This is a genomic window from Nostoc sp. FACHB-892 (assembly GCF_014698795.1).
In the GTDB taxonomy this organism is placed as follows: Bacteria; Cyanobacteriota; Cyanobacteriia; order Cyanobacteriales; family Nostocaceae; genus Nostoc.
In genome coordinates this window covers 83,536-103,401 of the sequence record NZ_JACJTR010000004.1, presented here as the reverse complement: position 1 = coordinate 103,401, position 19,866 = coordinate 83,536, and the positions used below count along the sequence as shown (strand labels likewise).

At 40.9% G+C, this 19,866-nt stretch carries 21 protein-coding genes and 1 pseudogene; 9 read left to right on the top strand and 13 right to left on the bottom strand.

What is annotated here, in order from left to right; translation table 11 throughout:
- The first annotated feature begins 72 nt into the window (after nucleotides 1-72).
- Both H6G96_RS07280 and H6G96_RS07275 read left to right on the top strand, forming a co-directional pair.
- A complete protein-coding gene (locus tag H6G96_RS07280) occupies nucleotides 73-1,080 on the top strand; it encodes a zinc-binding dehydrogenase (RefSeq protein WP_190910828.1) in 1,008 nt (335 codons plus the stop codon).
- A gap of 38 nt (nucleotides 1,081-1,118) precedes the next feature.
- Nucleotides 1,119-1,517 carry a nuclear transport factor 2 family protein gene (locus H6G96_RS07275; protein WP_190910827.1) on the top strand — a complete coding sequence of 133 codons (399 nt, stop codon included), beginning with the start codon at nucleotides 1,119-1,121 and terminating at the stop codon, nucleotides 1,515-1,517.
- A gap of 57 nt (nucleotides 1,518-1,574) precedes the next feature.
- Here the strand turns inward: H6G96_RS07275 and H6G96_RS07270 are convergent, their stop codons facing one another.
- From H6G96_RS07270 to H6G96_RS07250, 5 genes are all read right to left on the bottom strand, one after another.
- Nucleotides 1,575-2,051: a hypothetical protein gene (locus H6G96_RS07270; RefSeq protein ID WP_190910826.1), complete on the bottom strand. Its 477-nt coding sequence runs from the start codon at nucleotides 2,049-2,051 to the stop codon at nucleotides 1,575-1,577.
- 452 nt (nucleotides 2,052-2,503) lie between these two features.
- Nucleotides 2,504-3,085, bottom strand: coding sequence for a hormogonium polysaccharide biosynthesis acetyltransferase HpsU (gene hpsU, locus H6G96_RS07265; RefSeq protein WP_190910825.1), 582 nt, complete (start codon nucleotides 3,083-3,085; stop codon nucleotides 2,504-2,506).
- A 31-nt stretch (nucleotides 3,086-3,116) separates the two neighbouring features.
- Nucleotides 3,117-4,070, bottom strand: coding sequence for a glycosyltransferase family 2 protein (locus tag H6G96_RS07260; RefSeq protein WP_190910824.1), 954 nt, complete (start codon nucleotides 4,068-4,070; stop codon nucleotides 3,117-3,119).
- Between the two features lie 24 nt (nucleotides 4,071-4,094).
- Nucleotides 4,095-5,027 (bottom strand): glycosyltransferase family A protein, encoded by a 933-nt coding sequence (locus H6G96_RS07255; protein WP_190910823.1) that lies wholly within the window; start codon nucleotides 5,025-5,027, stop codon nucleotides 4,095-4,097.
- 200 nt (nucleotides 5,028-5,227) lie between these two features.
- Complete coding sequence (locus H6G96_RS07250) at nucleotides 5,228-6,037, bottom strand: hypothetical protein (protein ID WP_190910822.1); 810 nt, start codon at nucleotides 6,035-6,037, stop codon at nucleotides 5,228-5,230.
- 411 nt (nucleotides 6,038-6,448) lie between these two features.
- Between H6G96_RS07250 and cobU the strand changes: the two genes are divergently transcribed.
- The gene (gene cobU / locus H6G96_RS07245; protein ID WP_190910821.1) at nucleotides 6,449-7,021 is read left to right on the top strand and encodes a bifunctional adenosylcobinamide kinase/adenosylcobinamide-phosphate guanylyltransferase; all 573 of its coding nucleotides are present in this window, start codon (nucleotides 6,449-6,451) and stop codon (nucleotides 7,019-7,021) included.
- A 47-nt stretch (nucleotides 7,022-7,068) separates the two neighbouring features.
- On the top strand, nucleotides 7,069-7,488 hold the full coding sequence (locus H6G96_RS07240; RefSeq protein ID WP_190910820.1) for a hypothetical protein: 420 nt from the start codon (nucleotides 7,069-7,071) through the stop codon (nucleotides 7,486-7,488).
- Nucleotides 7,489-8,007: 519 nt separating this feature from the next.
- On the opposite strand, the gene H6G96_RS07235 is transcribed toward H6G96_RS07240, so the two are convergent.
- Complete coding sequence (locus tag H6G96_RS07235) at nucleotides 8,008-8,397, bottom strand: helix-turn-helix domain-containing protein (RefSeq protein ID WP_190910819.1); 390 nt, start codon at nucleotides 8,395-8,397, stop codon at nucleotides 8,008-8,010.
- Nucleotides 8,398-8,487: 90 nt separating this feature from the next.
- Here H6G96_RS07235 and H6G96_RS07230 point away from each other — a divergent pair, with 90 nt between their 5' ends.
- Together H6G96_RS07230 and H6G96_RS07225 are read left to right on the top strand one after the other, a co-directional pair.
- The gene (locus H6G96_RS07230) at nucleotides 8,488-9,243 is read left to right on the top strand and encodes a glucose 1-dehydrogenase (RefSeq protein ID WP_190910818.1); all 756 of its coding nucleotides are present in this window, start codon (nucleotides 8,488-8,490) and stop codon (nucleotides 9,241-9,243) included.
- Nucleotides 9,244-9,300: 57 nt separating this feature from the next.
- Nucleotides 9,301-9,672 (top strand): SDR family NAD(P)-dependent oxidoreductase, encoded by a 372-nt coding sequence (locus H6G96_RS07225; RefSeq protein WP_242063193.1) that lies wholly within the window; start codon nucleotides 9,301-9,303, stop codon nucleotides 9,670-9,672.
- Here H6G96_RS07225 and H6G96_RS07220 read toward each other — a convergent pair.
- Nucleotides 9,655-10,374: a DUF4079 domain-containing protein gene (locus H6G96_RS07220; RefSeq protein WP_190910817.1), complete on the bottom strand. Its 720-nt coding sequence runs from the start codon at nucleotides 10,372-10,374 to the stop codon at nucleotides 9,655-9,657. The two genes, H6G96_RS07225 and H6G96_RS07220, sit on opposite strands and share 18 nt — an antisense overlap.
- 147 nt (nucleotides 10,375-10,521) lie before the next feature.
- Nucleotides 10,522-12,183: a glycosyltransferase family 39 protein gene (locus H6G96_RS07215; protein WP_190910816.1), complete on the bottom strand. Its 1,662-nt coding sequence runs from the start codon at nucleotides 12,181-12,183 to the stop codon at nucleotides 10,522-10,524.
- 445 nt (nucleotides 12,184-12,628) lie between these two features.
- Here H6G96_RS07215 and H6G96_RS40725 point away from each other — a divergent pair, with 445 nt between their 5' ends.
- Nucleotides 12,629-15,295, top strand: a complete 2,667-nt coding sequence (locus H6G96_RS40725) for an EAL domain-containing protein (RefSeq protein WP_199339429.1) — start codon at nucleotides 12,629-12,631, stop codon at nucleotides 15,293-15,295.
- Here the strand turns inward: H6G96_RS40725 and H6G96_RS41175 are convergent.
- Nucleotides 15,269-15,448: pseudogene (locus H6G96_RS41175) on the bottom strand (ornithine-acyl-ACP acyltransferase); the annotation flags it as partial. The gene H6G96_RS40725 and the pseudogene H6G96_RS41175 overlap by 27 nt on opposite strands.
- Before the next feature lie 440 nt (nucleotides 15,449-15,888).
- Between H6G96_RS41175 and H6G96_RS07205 the strand changes: the two are divergent.
- Together H6G96_RS07205 and H6G96_RS07200 are read left to right on the top strand one after the other, a co-directional pair.
- On the top strand, nucleotides 15,889-16,044 hold the full coding sequence (locus tag H6G96_RS07205; RefSeq protein ID WP_190910815.1) for a hypothetical protein: 156 nt from the start codon (nucleotides 15,889-15,891) through the stop codon (nucleotides 16,042-16,044).
- 51 nt (nucleotides 16,045-16,095) lie between these two features.
- A complete protein-coding gene (locus tag H6G96_RS07200; protein ID WP_190910814.1) occupies nucleotides 16,096-16,527 on the top strand; it encodes a tail fiber domain-containing protein in 432 nt (143 codons plus the stop codon).
- A gap of 246 nt (nucleotides 16,528-16,773) precedes the next feature.
- Here the strand turns inward: H6G96_RS07200 and H6G96_RS07195 are convergent, their stop codons facing one another.
- From H6G96_RS07195 to H6G96_RS07180, 4 genes are all read right to left on the bottom strand, one after another.
- A complete protein-coding gene (locus H6G96_RS07195) occupies nucleotides 16,774-17,556 on the bottom strand; it encodes a GNAT family N-acyltransferase (protein ID WP_190910813.1) in 783 nt (260 codons plus the stop codon).
- A gap of 379 nt (nucleotides 17,557-17,935) precedes the next feature.
- Nucleotides 17,936-18,856 carry an NAD(+) kinase gene (locus tag H6G96_RS07190; RefSeq protein WP_190910812.1) on the bottom strand — a complete coding sequence of 307 codons (921 nt, stop codon included), beginning with the start codon at nucleotides 18,854-18,856 and terminating at the stop codon, nucleotides 17,936-17,938.
- Nucleotides 18,857-18,862: 6 nt separating this feature from the next.
- Complete coding sequence (gene nuoK, locus H6G96_RS07185; protein ID WP_190910811.1) at nucleotides 18,863-19,168, bottom strand: NADH-quinone oxidoreductase subunit NuoK; 306 nt, start codon at nucleotides 19,166-19,168, stop codon at nucleotides 18,863-18,865.
- Between the two features lie 59 nt (nucleotides 19,169-19,227).
- Complete coding sequence (locus tag H6G96_RS07180; protein WP_190910810.1) at nucleotides 19,228-19,842, bottom strand: NADH-quinone oxidoreductase subunit J; 615 nt, start codon at nucleotides 19,840-19,842, stop codon at nucleotides 19,228-19,230.
- Nucleotides 19,843-19,866 lie beyond the last annotated feature (24 nt).

The window sequence follows — 19,866 nt, the reverse complement described above, 5'->3', positions numbered from 1 at the left end:
GAAAGCATAACGCACCCTACATTTGAAATTCTCAACGTAGCTTTAAATGTTTGCGCCAATTTACTTATATCAATGAATGTAAAAAGTTACAAAAAGTTAATAGCAAAGCAACTTAATCAAGATTTTAAATCTGCTGTTGAAATCGTCGAAATTCCTTTTACCCAACCTACTGCTAATGAACTTTTAATTCAAAACAAGTTTGCTGGCGTTAATGGTGGCTTTGACACCTTGCTTTGCCGTGGTGATGTTCCCTATGTTAACTTAATTCCTCCCTTTGATTTAGGCGTGGAAGCGGTGGGAAAAGTTGTCGCTATGGGTGAAAATGTTAAAAATTTTCAAATAGGTGATGCTGTCATAACTACAGCGCGTGGTGGTGGTTATCGAGAATATCAGCTTATTGATGCAAACTTAGCGGTGAAGGCACAGGAAGCGACACCAGAGTTGCTAACACTAATGCCTACAGGTATCTCAGCTTTGGTTGCATTAGAACAAGTGGGGGAGATGAAAAGTAATGAAGTGGTTTTAGTAACAGCAGCAGCAGGGGGAACTGGTCATATTGCGGTGCAATTGGCAAAGCTAGCTGGTAATCATGTCATTGGTACTTGTAGTTCTGAAGCGAAGGCAGATTTACTAAGGGAATTAGGGTGCGATCGCATTATCAACTATCGCACAGAAAATCTCAATCAAGTCCTCAAGCAAGAATACCCCAATGGCATTAATTTAATTTTTGAATGTGTAGGTAAAGCAGTATTTGATACTTGCGTTGATAACTTGGCAGTGCGGGGACGCTTAGTAGTAGTTGGTTTTATCTCCGAATACGCAAAAGAGTTGGAACAGATTACACAACCACGCATTTATCACCAGCTATTTTGGAAAGCCGCTTCTGTTAGAGGCTTTCTTATGCCTCATTATAAGGAGTATATGGCAGAGGGACGCGATCGCCTCTTAAACCTCTTTTACACAGACAAACTCAAAGTTGCCGTTGACCCAAAACAGTTTCAAGGCATAGAATCTATACCCAACGCTGTAGAATATCTCCTCAGTGGTCAGAATTGTGGCAAAGTAGTTGTCAGGTTTTAAGTAACACGGTATTAATCTATATCTAGTCAGGGGTAAGAATGACACAAGATTCAGAAAATACTCTAAAAGTTGCTCGGCAGGCATTTGAGAACCTGACGCATGGTTTGGCGACAGGAGAGTGGGAACCATTATTAAATATGCTCACAGAAGATTTTACCCTTTGGTTTCCAATGGGTAAATTCCACGGTTTAAATGTGGGAAAAGAGCGAGCTAGAGAATTTTTCGAGTACGTTTCTGAATCCTTCAATCCTGGTTTGAACCTGACTAGTCTAGACCGTGTTACTAGTAATGAAACAACAGCTGTCTTTGAGTTTCGGGATGAGGGACTTTTATTCGGACAGCCTTACAAAAATCGGGTAGCAGTTTCTTTTGATGTGCGTGGAGACAAAATTTGCAGCTATAGGGAATACTTTGGCAGCGATGGCAAATCATATTAAATAATTCATGATTCGTAATTCTAAATTACGAATTACGAATTACGAATTACGAATTACTTAGTTACTCTCAGGGTTAAGTTCGCTGATTTCTCTACATTTAGCCTCTGCGGCTTGATATGCTGCCAAGTAATCTTGACCACCCAACATCACATCACCGTAGTATTCATAAGGTGGATCACCATAGACTGGTAATGGATCATCTTCTGGATAATCTTCTTTGGATTCTTCAATGATGGCTTTCAGTTTTTTAACAGTCAGCCTTTGTGCTGCAAAATACCAGAGTTCTTGGGGATTTTTATTTAGGTGCGGTAATGTGGGATCGATAATGCGGACATCGGAGGCGTCGCCAATCTCAATCCAACTGTGTTCAATCGGTCTGTATGGTTTCCCCGCAAAAGCTAAAAATCCCTGAATATATCTAGCTCCCTCAGTGGATAATGCTGCTTTGTAAGCATTATCAAACGGAGTGCTAGCTTTGCTGTTTATGTCTTCAGCAATTTTGATTGACAGCGTTTCATCCAATAGTTTGTTCATCAATAGCAAGGATTAGAGCAGCCGTAAAAATATATTACCATTGCTGCTTACCATTTTGCTTGACCAAACAGAGCATAGGGTAGGGGGAGAATAACTAATAGACTAATGACTAACTTTAATTTTGTATTAATCACTATCTGTAAATTTATTAACAAGTGGCTTGGGGTGTAGGGCTTGGACAAAAGCACTTTGATACTTTTACCAAAGATTAGCATATATTCAATAAAATTATAGAATATTAATAGTTATTTTTGCTACTTAACTATGATTTAGGTTATGAGTTAGCGATCGCCTTTGAAAAACTTTGCGATTTACTGAATTTCAGATTTTTAGCTAAATGTGCATTAATATTTTAGCGATCGCACTTTTATTCTCTTCGCAAAAACAAATAAATATTTAGGTAAATGTCAGGTAGAACAACTAACTGTGCTACCTAACATTTATCTATAAAATCACGGGCTTACGGAGGGATCAGGTTTTATCCTAACCGTCTTGGGACGACAGGGACTTCCCCAACAAACTTGGCCAGAAGGCATATTAGTTAAAACATTACTACGAGCGCCAATTACAGCATTAGCCCCGATTTGGACTCCCGGCCCAACGAAACAATCTGCTGCTACCCATGCACCATTGTCAATTGTGATACTAGCTGTTTTCAATCCAAAGGCAGGGTCTTGGATATCATGACTACCAGTACACAGATAACTTTTTTGGGAAATTACGCAGTGTTCACCGATACGAATCTGATCAAGGCTATATAAAACTACGTCATCTCCAATCCAACTGTAGTTGCCAATGGTAACTTTCCAAGGGTAGGTAAAGCGGGCAGTGGGTCGAATTAATACTCCTTTACCAATATGAGCGCCAAATAGTCGTAGCAAAGCACAACGCAGACTATTTAACGGTTGAGGAGTTAGAGGAAAGGCGATCGCTTGTACAAGCCACCATAAGAAAATATACCAAGCTGGACGCCCCCGATCAAACCAAGATTGGTCATATTTGCGTAAATCTACAAAAGGTTGGTCATTGGTCATTTGTCATTTGTCATTTGTCATTTGTCATTTGTCATGAGTCAATGGTCAATAGGTTTCCCTCTGCTTCACTGGTTTCTTGCTTCCCTGCTTCCTTCGGGGTAGTTGCAGTATTTAAGTGACCACCACAGTTACGTAATTCGTAGAGTTTAACGCCAATTTGATATTCATATTGACTTAGCAAGCGTGCATAGATATATCCGGCTTTACCATCCAGAAAACCGCGTTGAATAATATAAAATAAAATAAACCGTAACATGGGTTTAAATGGCAGGTGTACCCACACTTTTTTCAAAAAGCGCTTGCGTTGGACTGCATCACCAAATAGATTCGCGCCGATAGTGCCGCTATCATCTTTCCCTGTGAGAATATTAAAATAAACACTGGCTTCCCAGTTGGAATAGCGATTGTGCCGTTCTAACCAATGGTAAAGATCGCGGAAGTCTTCATGGAGCATATCATTTTTGAGATACCCAACTTTGCCCTGTAAAATCACATGCTCGTGAACTTCGTTATCACCAGTATTAGGAATATCTTCTGTATTTAGGTTTTCGTAGCGACCTTTTTTATGTTGAAATAAACGTAGATTCCAATCGGGATATTTCCCACCATAACGAATCCATTTTCCTAAGAAAAATACCCGGCGGTTGAGGTAATAACCTGTATATTCAGCATTTTGAATTGCTTGATCAATTTCTTCCCAAAGTTCGGGGGTGATGCGCTCATCGCAATCTACAATTAGCACCCATTCATTACGAAAAGGTAGATTATCTAAAGACCAATTTTTCTTTTTCGGCCAACGTCCATTAAAGTTGAATTGGACGATATTTACACCGTGACTTTTAGCAATTTCAATGCTGTTATCGGTACTTTGAGAATCTACTACAAATATTTCATCTGCTCTGCTGAGGCTAGCGAGGCAGGCTGGCAAGTTTGCTTGTTCGTTTTTTGCTGGAATTAATACAGAAACTGGTATTTTAGATGACATATTAAGTATAAATTATATTATTGTTTATTTCTTATTTGATGTAGATAAAAGTCCTTGAATAGCAGCATTTAAGTAACCAATTTGACCGTAAGCATAGACAAGTTTATCAAACCGTTCTGCTGGATCAGAGAAATATTGCAATGCTTTATATAAGCCCCGCGCAAACCGTTCGCTACCTCGCTGCAATTGAGCAATCCCAGCTTTACCAGCGAGTTGTTCTCGATAGCATTCACTGATACCCTGCCACCAGCCTCGGTTTAAAAACCAAGAGCGTTGGAGGCGTTCTGGAGCAACATTGTGAGCAACCAGCGCTTCGGGAAGATAAGCGACTTGCCAACCACGCTGTAGGGCAAATTCGGTCATTTGCAGTTCTTCATTTGATAGTAGATTTTTGCCGACTCGACCGAGATGAGGATCAAAACCGCCAATTTCTTCTAGGAAACTGCGGCGGATGGAGTAATTTAAGCCTCTGGGTGTTAAGCCAGGTTGCTCGATGTAGATGATATTGTCACCCAAATCGTATGCACCCAGATTTGCAGCTAGCCCTGGAGATAACCACCGTGGTTGCTGGATTCCTTCGGGCCAGATGAGAGTGACTTTGCCACCTGCGATCGCTAGTTTAGAATTATTGTAATAGGCAAAATATAAAACTTGTAGCCAGCCCTTGCTTGCAACGGCATCGTCATCTAGATAAGCAAGAATATCACCACCCGCTACTTTTGCACCCGTGTTACGGGCGACAGATAAACCAATGGTGGGTTCAAATATATATTTCAGGCGCGGATTGTGAACCCTTTGTTCTACAACCTCACGAGTGCGATCGCTAGATCCATTATCAACTACCACAACTTCAAAGTCAGCAGCAAAATCCTGCTCTAAAAGACTATCAATTGCAGCCCCTAAATAGGTATCTCGATTGTGGGTACAGATAATGGCAGAGATTTGGGTGTCTGGCATAGATTTTATTTTGGATTTGAGATTTGGGACTTTCCTGCAAAACGCTACGCGTAGTTTGCTTCCACTAAGTGGTACAGCTACGCTCAGTCGAACGATTTTAGATAAAAATCTTAAATCCAACGCACATCTACTGAGAGTTAATCTAAACTAAAAATTACCCACCCACCAACCGAGTTTCTTCGGAAATAAACTTTAAAACTTTACGTTTGTTGAATATGACTGTGTAAAACTACAAGTGTTTGAGCCAGTTGACTCAGACGGGTTTCCAAAGATTGCTTGCGTCCCAACAGTTGACGTAACTTTTGGTAACGTGCGATCGCCATACTAACATTGGGAACCTGATCTGCTGGACATGGGCGCGACCAGACTTTACCAGCATCGTCCACACCACAAAGGCGGTAGCCAGTAATAGATGATTGATAAGATACTTTTCCACCAGTCGCGCAAATTTCTTCTACGTAGTTCATTAGGCGGTCAACTTCTGCGTGGCGCAGTGTTGCAGTTCCTCCTGCCTCTGGTTCGGTGGGATTGGATTCTAACCAGCCATTAACAATTGGCCCTTCTAAGTAAATATCCTGAATTTGCTTCAAAATATTTTGCAGTTCTGTTTGCCAATCGGCGACAGTTTCCTGAATTTCTACCAATAGATTCATCGCCAATGCTGGATTTGCTCCGTGGCGATGGCTACTAAAGCTCGGAGTTTTTAATTTGGGTAGGCTGGGTGTTTTGCCACCATTCTCTTCTGCCTGAAAGGTTTGCACAGAGTCATGGTGAGGAAAGAAATTTTCTTCAGAAGGATAATCACTATCAGTATCTTTGCCCAAGTCAACTGTTTGTTCTTCCTGAGAGGATGGAGCTTGTGTACTTTCTGTCGGTTCATTAGCTCCGACGCTGATTCTAAAGGAGAAAGGTCGTTTTGTCGTCGAATCAACTGTTTCGGCGGCAGAGGCAGTGCCGCGATTCCCTAAATCGTGTAGAGTTGCTTCTATGCGTTTTAAGCCTGCGTTCATAAAGACATCCTAAAGTTTGCTTTCCCCAATGGTGTTGAATAATTGAGAATGGGGTTGTTGGGATTTTTGGCTTTTGCCAGTTGTGACATCAATCTAATTCGTAATTCGTAATTCGTAATTAGAAAGGGTTTTTACCTGGTGCATAATGACGCTAGTCCTGTTTGCGGTGGGGTTTCAATCCTGACTGGAAACAGAATTATGAATTATAAATTTTGAATGGTGCTGGTGCTAATTTTATCCCTTAAAAGTTATTTGAAACCAAAAATCTCGTCAATGTAGTAAAAAATTGCGGTGATAAATTACAACTGTAGGCATATTGGTAGAGAAGGCTGGAGGGAGACGGCAATATTTCTCCAGCAAGAACTGCCCTCTGTCTCCTGCCTCTCTTGTTAAAATACTCAGAAAACAACTTTGGGTAAAATCATTTTAGTAACAGGGCCAGCACGATCTGGTAAAAGTGAATGGGCGGAAACTCTGGCTATGCAGTCAGGAAAAACAGTTGTTTACGTAGCAACAGCCACTGATAACCCCGATGACCAAGAATGGCATCAACGCATTTTAGAACACCAAGAACGTCGCCCTCAAGACTGGATAACTTTATCTGTACCTGTGGAACTGTCTGCGACCCTCGCCGATGCTAAACCCCATACCTGTCTTTTAGTTGATTCTTTAGGAACTTGGGTTGCTAATCTCTTAGAAGAGGACGAATCTAGCTGGGAAAACATTGTTGCAGAGTTATTAGAGACAGTGGATTTGGTTGCTGCTGATATGCTGTTTGTAGCAGAAGAGGTAGGTTGGGGTGTGGTACCAGCTTATCCTCTTGGGAGGGCATTCCGCGATCGCCTGGGTTCTTTAGTGCGCCAACTAGCTGCACTTAGCCACACTGTTTATTTAGTTACTGCTGGTCATATTCTCAATCTAAGCGTGCTTGGTTCGCCATTGCCAATTAGAGGGGAAGGAGAGGTGATGAGTCAAGATTCTTAATTGATTCAAATTAATTCCAAATCTAAATTAAAATCTAAAATTGTAATATGGCAACCAAACAAGAAGTTAAGGGATACCTTGCCTACTGGTTTCAGTTGGGTAAGAAGGTGATTACGGGCAACGGTAAGGCAAGCATTTTGCCCCAATCGGTGCTAAATGGCGATCGCTATAGTGAAGAATTTGAAGAGTGCTGGCAAAAAATTCTCTCACCAGAATCGGGTGATTGTTACCTGGAGGGTACGCAAGAAACCATTGCTGAACTCTTGACACCGGCATGGGATATGCTGCGTTGTGGTCGTTGCAGTATGCCAGTAGCCGCGCGAAACATCGGGATGCCGGCGTTATTATGCCCCTGCAATGATTTACCTAACTGGCCTAATACCGAATTACCCGCGCCGCGAGAACCAATTAAGACTCAAGACCAACTTCAAACAATTCGCGATCGGCTTGTAGACAATATTAGGTAAACAACTAATTTAGAAATCTGACAAGTTTTTTGTAATTATTTGATTGTAAAAAGGCGTTGGGAAAACGCACTTGTTTTAAAAATGGGATGAGAAACGCTCCGACACCGTTGACGGTTGACGGTTAACAGTGTTTTGTGTTAGCCCATCCCCTTTTAGGGAATGAGATGAGCTTAATTTAATTTTTCCTGTACTAACTTTTAGTCTTACTACAGGATTTTTATAGCAATCCTAAATGAGTTGTGAAAATCGAGAGGCTCAGATCCCCGACTTCTTTAAGAAGTCGGGGATCTTATTGTTAACGACTGATTTAGGACTGCTATATATGTCTGTAGTTGTGCGCCCCTATTGTCTGGATTTTACGCAATTAAGCAGAAAGATAGATGGCAATACGTTTCGGTTAAAGTTTTTTGATAGATCACAAAGACGCGGTTTACCGCCGTCTTTACAAGAATCATCCTTCGTAGAGACGGCAATTTATAGGGTCTGGTGCCTTAACTCCTGAATCCGTTTTGAAAAACTTCAAAGTTTCAATTTCTGACTACTCAAAGACATCTGTTGACGTTCGGAAACCAATTTCAACTCTTCTTGGTGTTGCCAAGCCCACTCTGCCAAACCTGCAATCGGTTCAATCAACTTTTCACCAAAGGGAGTCAGGTTATATTCCACTTTGGGCGGCACAATTGGATACACAGTTCGATTAACAATAGCAGCTGACTCCAACCTTCTTAGGGTTTGTGTCAGCATTTTTTTTGATATTCCAGGAATTTGACGTTGAAAATCAGTATATCGCTTAGTACCAGAAGATAGAAGATAGAGTACTGGCGGTGTCCATTTATCTCCTACCAAATCCAGCATTTGCCGCATAGGACAGTTTGCGCCCAGGAGTATTTGCTCATTGTTGGGAACCATGAGGTAACTATATCACCAGAAAGTTCCTTCTTGTAAAGAAGAATACAAATCAGGCACACTGTTTTAGTTAGCGAAAATGGAGAGATTTGGATGAAACCGTTAGAAAACAAAGTTGCCCTTGTTACTGGTGGTACTTCTGGAATTGGGCGGACTACTGCGATCGCTTTTGCTCATGCTGGTGCCAAAGTTGTTGTAGTCGGACGACGAGAAGAAGAAGGCAGTGAAACCGTCAGCTTGATTCATCAGGTAGGAAGTGAAGGTTTATTTGTGAAAGCCGATGTCTCTCAAGAAGCAGACATAGAAGCAACCATTGCCGCCGTTGTCAATAAGTTTGGTAGGCTTGATATCGCCTTTAATAATGCGGGGTTGCTGGGTGAAAATGCCTTGCTGGCAGAGCAAACAGAGCAAACTTATGACCGGGTTTTTGGAGTCAATGTCAAGGGAGTTTTTCTCTGTATGAAGCATGAAATTACCCAGATGTTGGCTCAAGGTAATGGTGGAGCAATTGTCAATACATCCTCCATCAATGGTTTTCGTCCTTTAGCACCTGGCTTATCGATTTATGATGCCTCTAAAACTGCTGTGGTGATGCTGACAAAAGCCGCAGCCCTAGAATATGCCTCACAAAAAATTCGGATAAATGCGATCGCACCAGGGCCAATTGAAACGGAAATGCTCAGTCAGGCGACTGGCGGTAATACCAAAGCTTTTGAGAATTTTGTTCCCGCCGGACGTTTGGGCAAACCCGATGACATTGCTAATGCTGTGATCTGGTTGTGTTCTGATGCTACTAATTTTGTCAATGGACATACCCTGGCTGTGGATGGCGGATTACTGGCGGCGTGATCACTGCTTTACTTGCTGAATGGGGGTTTTGTAAAAACAATAGATGCGGGAGCAATCATGAGTCAACTAGAGAACAAAGTTGCATTAATTCTTGGTGGTGCAGGCAATGTAGGAGAAGGCATTGTGAGAGCATTTCTCAAAGCAGGTACCATAGTAGCTGTGCCGTCCCGTAAAGTCGAAAAACTAGAAGAACTACGCACTTATTTAGGTGAACTTGCACAAGGCGATCGCTTTATTCCCATTGTGGGAGAAATTGGTCAAATTGATAGTGCCGAAAGTATTCGTGATCAACTGCTTAAACAATTTGGAAGGCTTGATGCTGTGGTTGCTTCCCTTGGCGGCTGGTGGTTTGGTAACAGACCTTTAACTGAAGTCTCGATAATTTATTTATTGTATTGGAAATTTCTTAGTTCACTTTGGTGTTTCTGAATTTGGCGTTGGACAAGTTTTATTGACAAAATCACACTGGTAAATATAGGGTTCTTGCCAACTCAGAGGAATTTCTAATAAATCTCGCGTTCCTGTCATACCTTGCCCAATAAATAGTAACAAAGCAATACAGTTTAATATCGTATGGACGATGCGCCAGCGATTGGACTTATCTTGATAAATATCTTGAACAATTGCTAATGAAAAAATCATCAGCAGTGCTGCACTAATGCCAATATAATAATGTGACCAATACCACTCATTGGTGCGGCGATACACTCCATCCTGACAGCCTAGTATTACTAAACCAGCACCAGTTAAAGTTGCAAAAGCTGCCCGCCACACTCGCTGTTTCGCCCGAAAAAGTAATACTAAAGATGCAATGGTAGCAGCAAATATTAATACGATAAAAACAACTTGAAAAGGTGTTCCATTCCACAATTGATTTTTGATAATATTTTTGCCGATAGGGTAGCTTAATCCAATTAAAGTTAGTCCGACAACTGCACTTGTTAGCCATTCACCTAACTGCTTATGCTCTACACCCACCACTGGAGGAATTTTACTCTTACTTCCGCCTACAATTTGCAATCTGCGTTGGCGTGTTTGCCAAGCAAAATTAACCACTGTACCAATGAGTGGGAACACGAATATAACTGCGATCGCTGGATGTAAAAGACCAAGCAAATCTGTTATTTGCATACAATACCCTTTTAATGAATCATTAAAATCATATCAAAGGGTAATATAAAGTATCCTTCTAACAGTTAAATTAATTTAAGATGAGAATCTGGTTAATATTTGTTATTTTTAGCTTGTGTTAATAAAAATTTTGTGCAGCCTATCATGCTATAAACTAGCAGATAACTTATTATTAGGTGAAATATTACGTTGGCGCAACTTAGGATATTTAATCAATTTCCAGACCGAATAATAATTGTCACTGTAAACAATATCTGTCTTTAATCTATACTTTTTTTCGATTGTTTCGCGCCAAGCGTTTGAAGGATTGAGTAAAAATACATCAACAAATACATCAGGAATTTGGGGAATTTTTTGATTGTTCACCAACAGAAATCGGACTTTTGGTTCTAAAAGATAGCTCAAAGAAAAGACATTCCCATAATTATTCCCCAAAGCATCACTAATCAAAAGTGGGCGAGTCGCTTGATTGATGATTTGAGCAACTTGTGGATTGCCATAACTCATACCCTTATTCCACCAAGTTTCTGCCTGGGAACTCACCCTAGAAGAAATCAGTCCACAAATAATTACTAATGCCATAATTACGTGCCAAATGCTCCGGCGTAACACGCTTCCATTATATATTTGCGTAGCGAATAGGTAAGCAACAGCCACTTGGATTCCTAAATAAGATGGTATGAAATATGCTTCAGTAAATGGTTGTATGCTCCCAGGACTTAGCAGTATTAGAGGTAGTGCTGGTACTACAATCAATGTAATGACAAAAAACCAGACTTTATAGTTAGTTGTTAAGCAAAGAAAAGTAATTGAATATCCTACCAAAACTAATAAAATTGGTATAATCAAATAATTAAAAGGATTATTTAGGCTAAGGTCTATGTCAAAAAAAATCCGACTTAACTGCATTAGTAAAAAGGGAAATATAGGTAACAGGTTTTGCTGCGTTTCTGTTTTGTCTGATGAAATCAAAAATTGAAAAAAGTCACCTATTACAACTGTTACCCAAGGCATGAAGGCTAAGAAACCTACAAGTGATGCTAACAGATAAGTTCTGACAGTTGCAGTCAACTGAAATTTGGCAGTAACTATCACATAAATTCCATGAGCAACTGCTACAAATCCGCTCCAAATAAATGTATAAAAGCTAATAGCTAAAGTTATTGCATAAATACTCCAAATAGCGAATAAATCAGGTCGTTTCCTTTGTTTTACTGGCTCATGTTTATCTTGTAATTCCAGCCGCATTGCTCGCAGCAGAGATGAACTCGATAACAATATGGTGACTAACCAAAGAATATATTCTTGTGCTTCTTGGGCATAAACTAGATGAATTGGGGAAATTGCCATAAGTGCGATCGCTACCCCAGGAACCGATAACGGCACATTAAATAATTCTCGACATAGCCAATAAACACAAGGAAAAACCAGTAAACTGATGCAGGCAGATAAACTTCTAATCGCCGTCACCGAATTACCAAAGATTTCCATCCACAATCTGGCTATTATGTAATAAAGCGGTGGATGGTAAGAATCTTCTTTTGCCAAAGTCATAATTGTGTCATTTAAGCTTTTTTCTGGATTTACACCTTGAAACTGGGCAAAACTTTCTCCGCCAATGACAAGATTATTAAAAAGTCGCTGTTTTGCTTCATTAATTGTGTAACCAGAAATCCGCAATGAGGTATAAGTTTCATCATGCCAGTAAACTTTGCCATCAAGGTTAAAAAAGCGAAACAATATACCCATCGCCAATAAGAAAATAATTAAAAATCGCAACCAACTCGGAGCAAATTTGAGGTGGCGCATAAGTGGGGTTCCTAAAAATTTTCTCAAATCATTTAATTAAGCAGAGTGGATGAGGTGTCGTAGCTACGCCCGCCGTAGACATCGCCTATTTGTTAAACATGGCCAACTGCACTTTAATTTGATTGGGAAGATTGGCAATCAACACCTCTCCTTTATTAACTACAAAAAGAATTGGACAAGGTTGTATCAAATCCCGCAAAACTAGACTTAGTTTTGAAACCGAAATCCGAATGGAGTGTAAAATACACTAAGTGTAGCTGCATCTGTGGTAAAACGACTCTACAGCTACCGTGCATTCGGCGATCGCGTACCCGCCTACTGTAGGCGATTGTTAACTAATAAGAATTCAAGGTAGCAGTTTAAAGTAGCTGTATCAGCAGATTGAAAATACTGCCTTGGCAAGACAACTCTTGCTTTTAAACTATGCGAGGCTAAGATCGCGCAGATGCCACAGCAGAACTTCTTGCGTCCGATTCCAAAAGGGTTATTGAGGGTGCCGCTCCGTGTAGCTCTTGTAGTACCTTTCATCCTGCAAATTTCTGCTGCTGTGGGATTAACAGCATTCTTGTCTTTAAAAAATGGTCAGAAAGCTGTTAATGACGTTGCTACTCAGCTGCGGAATGAAGTTACTACTCGAATTCATCAACATGTCACCGATTACATAAAAATCCCCCAACTCGTCACTCAGATTAACGCTAATTCTGTCCATATTGGTGAGCTAAGTTTAAAAAATGGAAAAGTTTTAGAACACCATTTATGGCATCAAATACAGTTATTCAAGCCCTTAAACCCGATCGCTTTTGCAAATACACAAGGAGAAATTCATTCGATTGATCGCCTTAAGGATGGCTCACTAGTCATCCGAAAAAAGGATCAATCAACAGGTAACAATTATTATACTTACGCCACTGATCATGAAGGTAATCGTGTCAAGTTAATTCAAGTTAACAAAATCTTTGATCCTCGCATTCGCCCCTGGTACACAAATGCTGTAAAAGCAGGTAAATCTACTTGCACAGAAATTTATCCCTATTTCTCTTCATCAGGGCTAGCATTCAGTGCAACCCAACCTCTTTATGACCAGACAAATACTTTGCTTGGAGTGACGAATGCAACGTTATCTCTCTCGCAACTGAATGAGTTTTTACACAGTTTAAAGATTGGTCGTTCAGGAAAAACCTTTATTGTCGAGCATTCTGGAGATTTGGTAGCAACTTCAACGGCGGAGCAACCTTTCATTGTGAGTGTTCAGGGTGGCAAAAAAACATACAAACGGCTTAGAGCGATCGCCAGCAGCGATCGGATCACTCGCCTAACAACACAGTATTTGCAGTCACAATTTGGTAGCTTTAGAAACATTTATTCTAGCCAGCAGCTAGAATTTGAAATTGATCGCAAGCGGCAATTCGTACACTTAATGCCCTTTGCAGCCGACTGTGGGCTGAATTGGATGATTATCGTGGTGGTTCCTGAAGCCGACTTTATGGAGCATATCGAAGCCAACACCCGAACCACTATTTTGTTGTGTTTAGGAGCTTTGATACTAGCTACAGTCATAGGAGTAATTACTTCTCATTGGATTACTCAACCAATTCTCCATTTGAGCTTTGCTTCCAAGGAAATCGCTAATGGAAAGTTAGACCAAACCGTTACATTGGGGGGTATAAACGAATTAAGAGTTCTCGGTCAGGCTCATAATCAAATGGCTACTCAATTACAAGAGTCATTTGCTGGACTATTAGAGGTTAACAGGCGGTTAGAAGCTGAAATTAACGATCGCAAGCAGGCAGAAGAACAGTTACTACATAATGCGTTTCACGATGCACTGACAGGTTTACCCAACCGAGCTTTCTTTATGGAGCGTTTAAAACAGAGTCTCCAGCGAGCCAAACGGCAGGAGAATTATTTATTTGCTGTAATATTTCTCGACCTGGATCGGTTTAAGGTGATCAATGACAGTCTCGGACACCTAAAAGGAGACCAATTTCTACTTGCTATTGCAAATAAGTTAGAAGTATGTATACGCTCCACGGATACAGCTGCACGGCTTGGGGGAGACGAATTTACAATCCTACTTGACGAAATCCAGAATTTATCAGATGCCATCAAAGTAGTTGAGCGGATTCAACAAGAATTGACATTACCTCTTGAGCTTGACGGGCAAGAAGTATCTACAACAGCAAGTATTGGCATCGCCCTGAGTTCGACAGTAGCCTATGACCAAGCAGAAAACTTGCTAAGAGACGCTGATACGGCTATGTACCGAGCCAAGGCGCTGGGCAAAGCACGCTATGAACTATTCAACCCAGAGATGTATAGTAATGCTCTAGCTAGATTGCAGTTAGAGAACGATCTACGCCGAGCGATCGAACGCCACGAGTTTGAAGTTTATTACCAACCGATTGTTTCCCTGACTACTGGCAGGATTTTAGGCTTTGAGGCTTTGCTGCGTTGGCAGCATCCAGAGCGTGGTCTAATTTTGCCAACAGATTTTGTCCCTCTGGCAGAAGAAACCGGACTGATTGTCGAGATTGGCTACTGGGCGCTACATGAGGCGTGCCGCCAGATGCAAAATTGGCGAGTGCGCGATCGCATAAACTCGTTAGAGAAAATCAGCGTTAATCTCTCAGTCAAGCAATTTTCTCAACCGGATTTGATTGAGCAGATTGGGGAAATTTTGCACTCGACTGGTCTTGATGCTGGCAGTCTCATGTTAGAAATTACTGAAAGTGTAATTATGGAAAATGACGATGAGGCAAATGCCGCACTTTCAAAACTTCGGAAAATGGGCATTGAGTTATCAATTGATGATTTCGGTACAGGCTACTCTTCTTTAAGCCGTCTTCATAGCTTTCCGATTAGTGTGTTAAAGATTGACCGTTCCTTTGTCAGCCCAATAGATGCTAACGGTAAGAATTTAGAAATTATCGAGACAATTATCACACTGGCACACAAATTAGGTATGGATGTGACCGCCGAAGGAGTGGAGACAAAAGAGCAGTTAGCATTTCTGAGAAAATTGAACTGTGAATGTGGACAAGGATATTTTTTCTCGTGTCCGTTGGATAACGTGGCAGCAGTGGCATTAATCGTGACAAATCCTCAGTGGTAAAGCTTTTTTGAAAGGATTTGGATAACGCCATCTGGCAAAGTCTGCAATATTAGATATAGTTAAAAAATCAATGGTCTGAAACTGCCGATCAATAGCTGGAAGGCTACATATCTTAGCTCCAATATTCAAGTATGCCTGCAAAATTTGAGGTAGAGTGCTTTTATTATGAACATTAATTCCGAAAAAATCTGGTAATAAGATACAAAATTTTTCTTACACACTGTACAAATTAACCATAATCATAATGTGGATCATGAGATTTGGTCGTTTTAAGCGTTTTACATAATCCTGATTTACTCGTTCTCTTTGCGATCACTGAATGCTAAAGATGGCTGAAATACCCAAATCGCGTGTATTGCTTATGTATGATGCTAAGTTTTATAAATACCTCTATTCTGTTAACGCGTACATTGATATTATGCTTAAGAGTTAGTCTCCTTCAGGACTTACGTAAACAATAACCAAAACCCTTATTTTCAGGTAGGGGTAATTCATGAATTGTCCCTACAGCATGTACTTTTGCGTCAGTCCTATACTTGATTAACTACCAGAGGTACTTAGTTTATCCTTACATTCCATTAGGTTATAAGCACATGTCTAATAACTTCTCTCGGAATCAAATTTTAAGGGCAACTAGCGCTTTCATTGCTGGAGCAGCAGCCACAAAAATCCTTAGCGATGAACCAGCACAAGCACAACAGACCCAAAGGATTTTTGTCAGTAATAATCTTGGTTTTGATTTTCCTTAGATTCAGATTAGGCAGACACAGCCTGGTGATTTTGCCCGATTGCGATTCAATGTGGCTAATTTTAACTTTTGGGATATCGCAGTTGGTCCTGGTGATAATAGCGTAATGAATTTCTTTACAAACCTTACAAATGTAATGAGTTTGAGCCCCAATGGAAATGTTTCAATTAGTGGTTCGTTAATCCAGGGCTCATCTAAGAAGTTGAAGGAAAATATTACCGAGCTTTCAAGTAAAGAAGCGCTTGAGACACTAAAAGACCTGAACCCTGTCAAGTTCAAATACAAAGCTGATACAGAAAAAACACACCACATTGGATTCATTGCAGAAGATGTTCCAGAGCTTGTAGCAACCCCTGATAGAAATGGACTCAGTTCTATGGATATTGTAGGGATACTAACCAAAGTTGTTCAGGAACAGCAAAAAACAATTTTAGCATTGTCAGACAAAGTAAGAGCATTGGAAGACAAAAATGTTAAAAGGTAAATAATTGAGACTAAACATACCATTTCAAATGGCGCAAAGGAATGGAATACAATTGTTTTGGCTTTTGACTTTCACCTTGCGGTACTAGTCCTATTATCTATGCCTTTTTTAAACACCTACCCTTGAAAGCCAGCCCTTCGACTCTAATCTCCATAAAATTTGGGTTAAACCCAAATTTTATGGAAATCCTGAGTTCCCTACAAGACAATAAGGAGAATTCAAGTTAGAGAATTTTTACAATATTTGCTAACGCCATCTGGCAAAGTCTACAATATTAGATATAGTTAAAAAATCAATCGTCTGAAACTGCCGATCAATAGCTGGAAGGCTACATATCTTAGCTCCAATATTCAAGTACGCCTGCAAAATTTTAGGAATATCAACATTATATGAATCTGGATAACTTTGAGACAGTTCTAAACAAAATTGTGAATTTGGATAAACCAAAATACTTGGATGCATCAAGCGATTTTGCCGAAAATAATCATAAGCACAAGTACCTTGCCAAGGACATTGTGTTAGTAATGATGCACAGCCAAAGAAATATTGGTTTTTACTCCAAATGAGATAGTTTGCCAGCCCTTCCCAGAGGAGTAAAAGTGCTTGAATATTGCGGTATTCTTTAGCTATACATGTACGCCCAACTTCAACTGATGCCTGAAGCACAGAATTAGGAATCGCATTAAGATTAAATATATCGGCAGCATCAAAGCCTAGTCTTTGAGAAGCCATTGTATAGGTTTGCATCCGATAAGTTCCAATTGTTTTACCCGTTTGTTTGGAGATCAAGATTAAATGATGGCAAACTGCATCAAATTTATCTATATCCATTTGGGTAAACTTAGAAGCCGAAAATCCCAAACCTAGTTCAAGATTAAAAACTTCAAACCGTAACCGAAAGATTGATTCTAATTCTTCTTCAGTTGATGCCAGTCTTAGGATATATTTTTCAGTTTGAAGGACGGGGAAATCTTCCAGGGGGTGAGGAGGATTTAGTGGGTAATTGATGTTGCGTCCAGAAACTTCCATCTATCTTCCTACTTACGATTTGCGAAAATATTCTACTATGATTTAGGCACTATACAAATAGATCACATTATGCATTAATGTGTCGAGTGTGATTGATACGGTTTTCGATAACAGAACCTCTAGAGAGCTTTTTATTCTTTCAGATTAGAGGTAGAGTGCTTTTATTATGAGCATTAATTACCAAGAAATCTGGCAATAAGATACAAAATTTCCCTTTGATATACGCTATAAATGCAATTTAGCGAAGAAAATCACAATTAGGACAGAAAAGCCCCGGATGAATCCAGGGGCTTGGATAATTTTGGTTACGATGCCTACGCGATGTCTACGACGGGCTACGCCTACGCAATCTGCGGTAAATGCACTCTAAAATACTGAATTAATTACGGTGATTATTGCTGTAGTGAACTCTTGTACCTGCCCAAAGCAACTTCTCCCGCAGCGTCTGATAGTAGGAATTGTTCTCGCGCAAAATAATAAATTTAGCCCGACAATCTGCCATCCGCACATCAACGCGGTGTCCCGGCCAAATTGAAGTCCCCAAAACCCCATCTGTCCACAGCTTGGTACTCAAATCATAATCCCCCAAAGGCCAAATACTCACCACAGAACCAGGGGGTAAAACGAGGGGGCGACTAGAAAGGCTCATTGCACAAATAGGAGTGATGGTAATCGCTTCCATACCATCATGCATAATTGGCCCATTAGCAGAAACGGTGTAACCAGTCGAACCCGTGGGAGTGGAAATAATCAACCCGTCCCCGACGTACTGATCGACTACCTCACCGTCGATTTCCATTTCTAGAATAGAAGTAATCATTCGGTCAGCGGAGGCGGGTTTGACGCAAAATTCATTCAAAGCCAGATAATGCTCACTCACTGGTTCTAAATTAGACCCATGACCCTCATACACCGCAGCTTGTAACATCATCCGCCGTTGGATAGCATAACGATCCTCAAACAGCCGATCCCAAACTTTCTCAGTATCCTGAAACTCTTCCACTGACTCAGTTAAAAACCCCAGATGACCTCCCACATTCACTCCCAGAATCGGGATGCCCGCTGGGGCTAAGTGTCTGGCACCAGTTAAAACAGTACCATCGCCACCGAGCACCAAAGCGAGATCGATTGGTTGACCCGCAGAAGCCAAAAAGACAGGATAGGGGTTGTCTTTTGGCCCGCTAGGTCCCATCAACACATGGCACTCGCGGCTTTCTAGTTGTTTAGCACAGATTTCTGCCCATTGTTTACTCCGGGCATCCCGCGCTTTATAAGCAATGATTACCTGCTTTAGTTGCACGCACAGTTACCACTTCAGGAGATTAAACTGCTCCATATCGACGGTATCGCGGTTGCGATAAATGGCAAGCACGATCGCTAGACCTACCGCCGCTTCGGCTGCGGCCACAGTGATCACAAATACTGTGAAAACCTGACCCTTAATTAATGTTGAGTCGAGGAAGTTGGAAAATGCCATTAAATTCAGATTAACAGCATTGAGCAGTAACTCAATTGACATCAGCACCCGCACAGCATTGCGGCTGGTAATTAAACCAAAGATGCCAATGCAGAATAAAGCTGCTGCTAGTAATAAAAAGTACTGGAGTTGCATGAATCTGGGTATCCCTCCTGAAAAAACTGGCTTTCTATCTGCGACTCAGGTCGCAAATCTTACTCTTTTGTTTCGCTGGTTGTTGATACTAGTTCTCTGGGGCGTTCTTGCAAAGTCAAAACAGTTTGCCCCTGTTTGGATGGTGTCAATAGGTCTGGCAAAAACTCGCGGCGTGCCAAAATAATTGCTCCTACCATCGCTATCAGCAGCAAAATGGAAGCCAATTCAAAAGGCAGTAAAAAGTCAGTGAAGAAATGTTCTCCAATTAAAATTATCGAACTTTCACCACCCGCCACAGCAGGAGTTGAGTAAGCCCAAGGAGTAGCCAGAACCATTGTGCTTAAAAGACCAAACAATCCTACACTGACTAAACCCGTTAATGCTTTCCGCACCCAAGAGTTCGGAAATGCGACAAAATCCTCTCGCTTGTTCACCAACATAATGGCAAACAAAATCAACACGTTAACTGCCCCAACGTAAATCAGTATTTGTGCAGCTGCAACAAAATCAGCATTTAGCAACAGATAGATTCCCGCTATGCTAATGAACACGCCCCCCAGCATAAAGGCTGAATAGACGATGTTGGAGAACAGTACCACACCAATGGCCGCCCCAATCATCATCACGCCCAGTATGCCAAGCGATACAAACTGTACTCCTTCCGCTAGATTCACTGTTTTTTGTCCTTAGTCATTGGT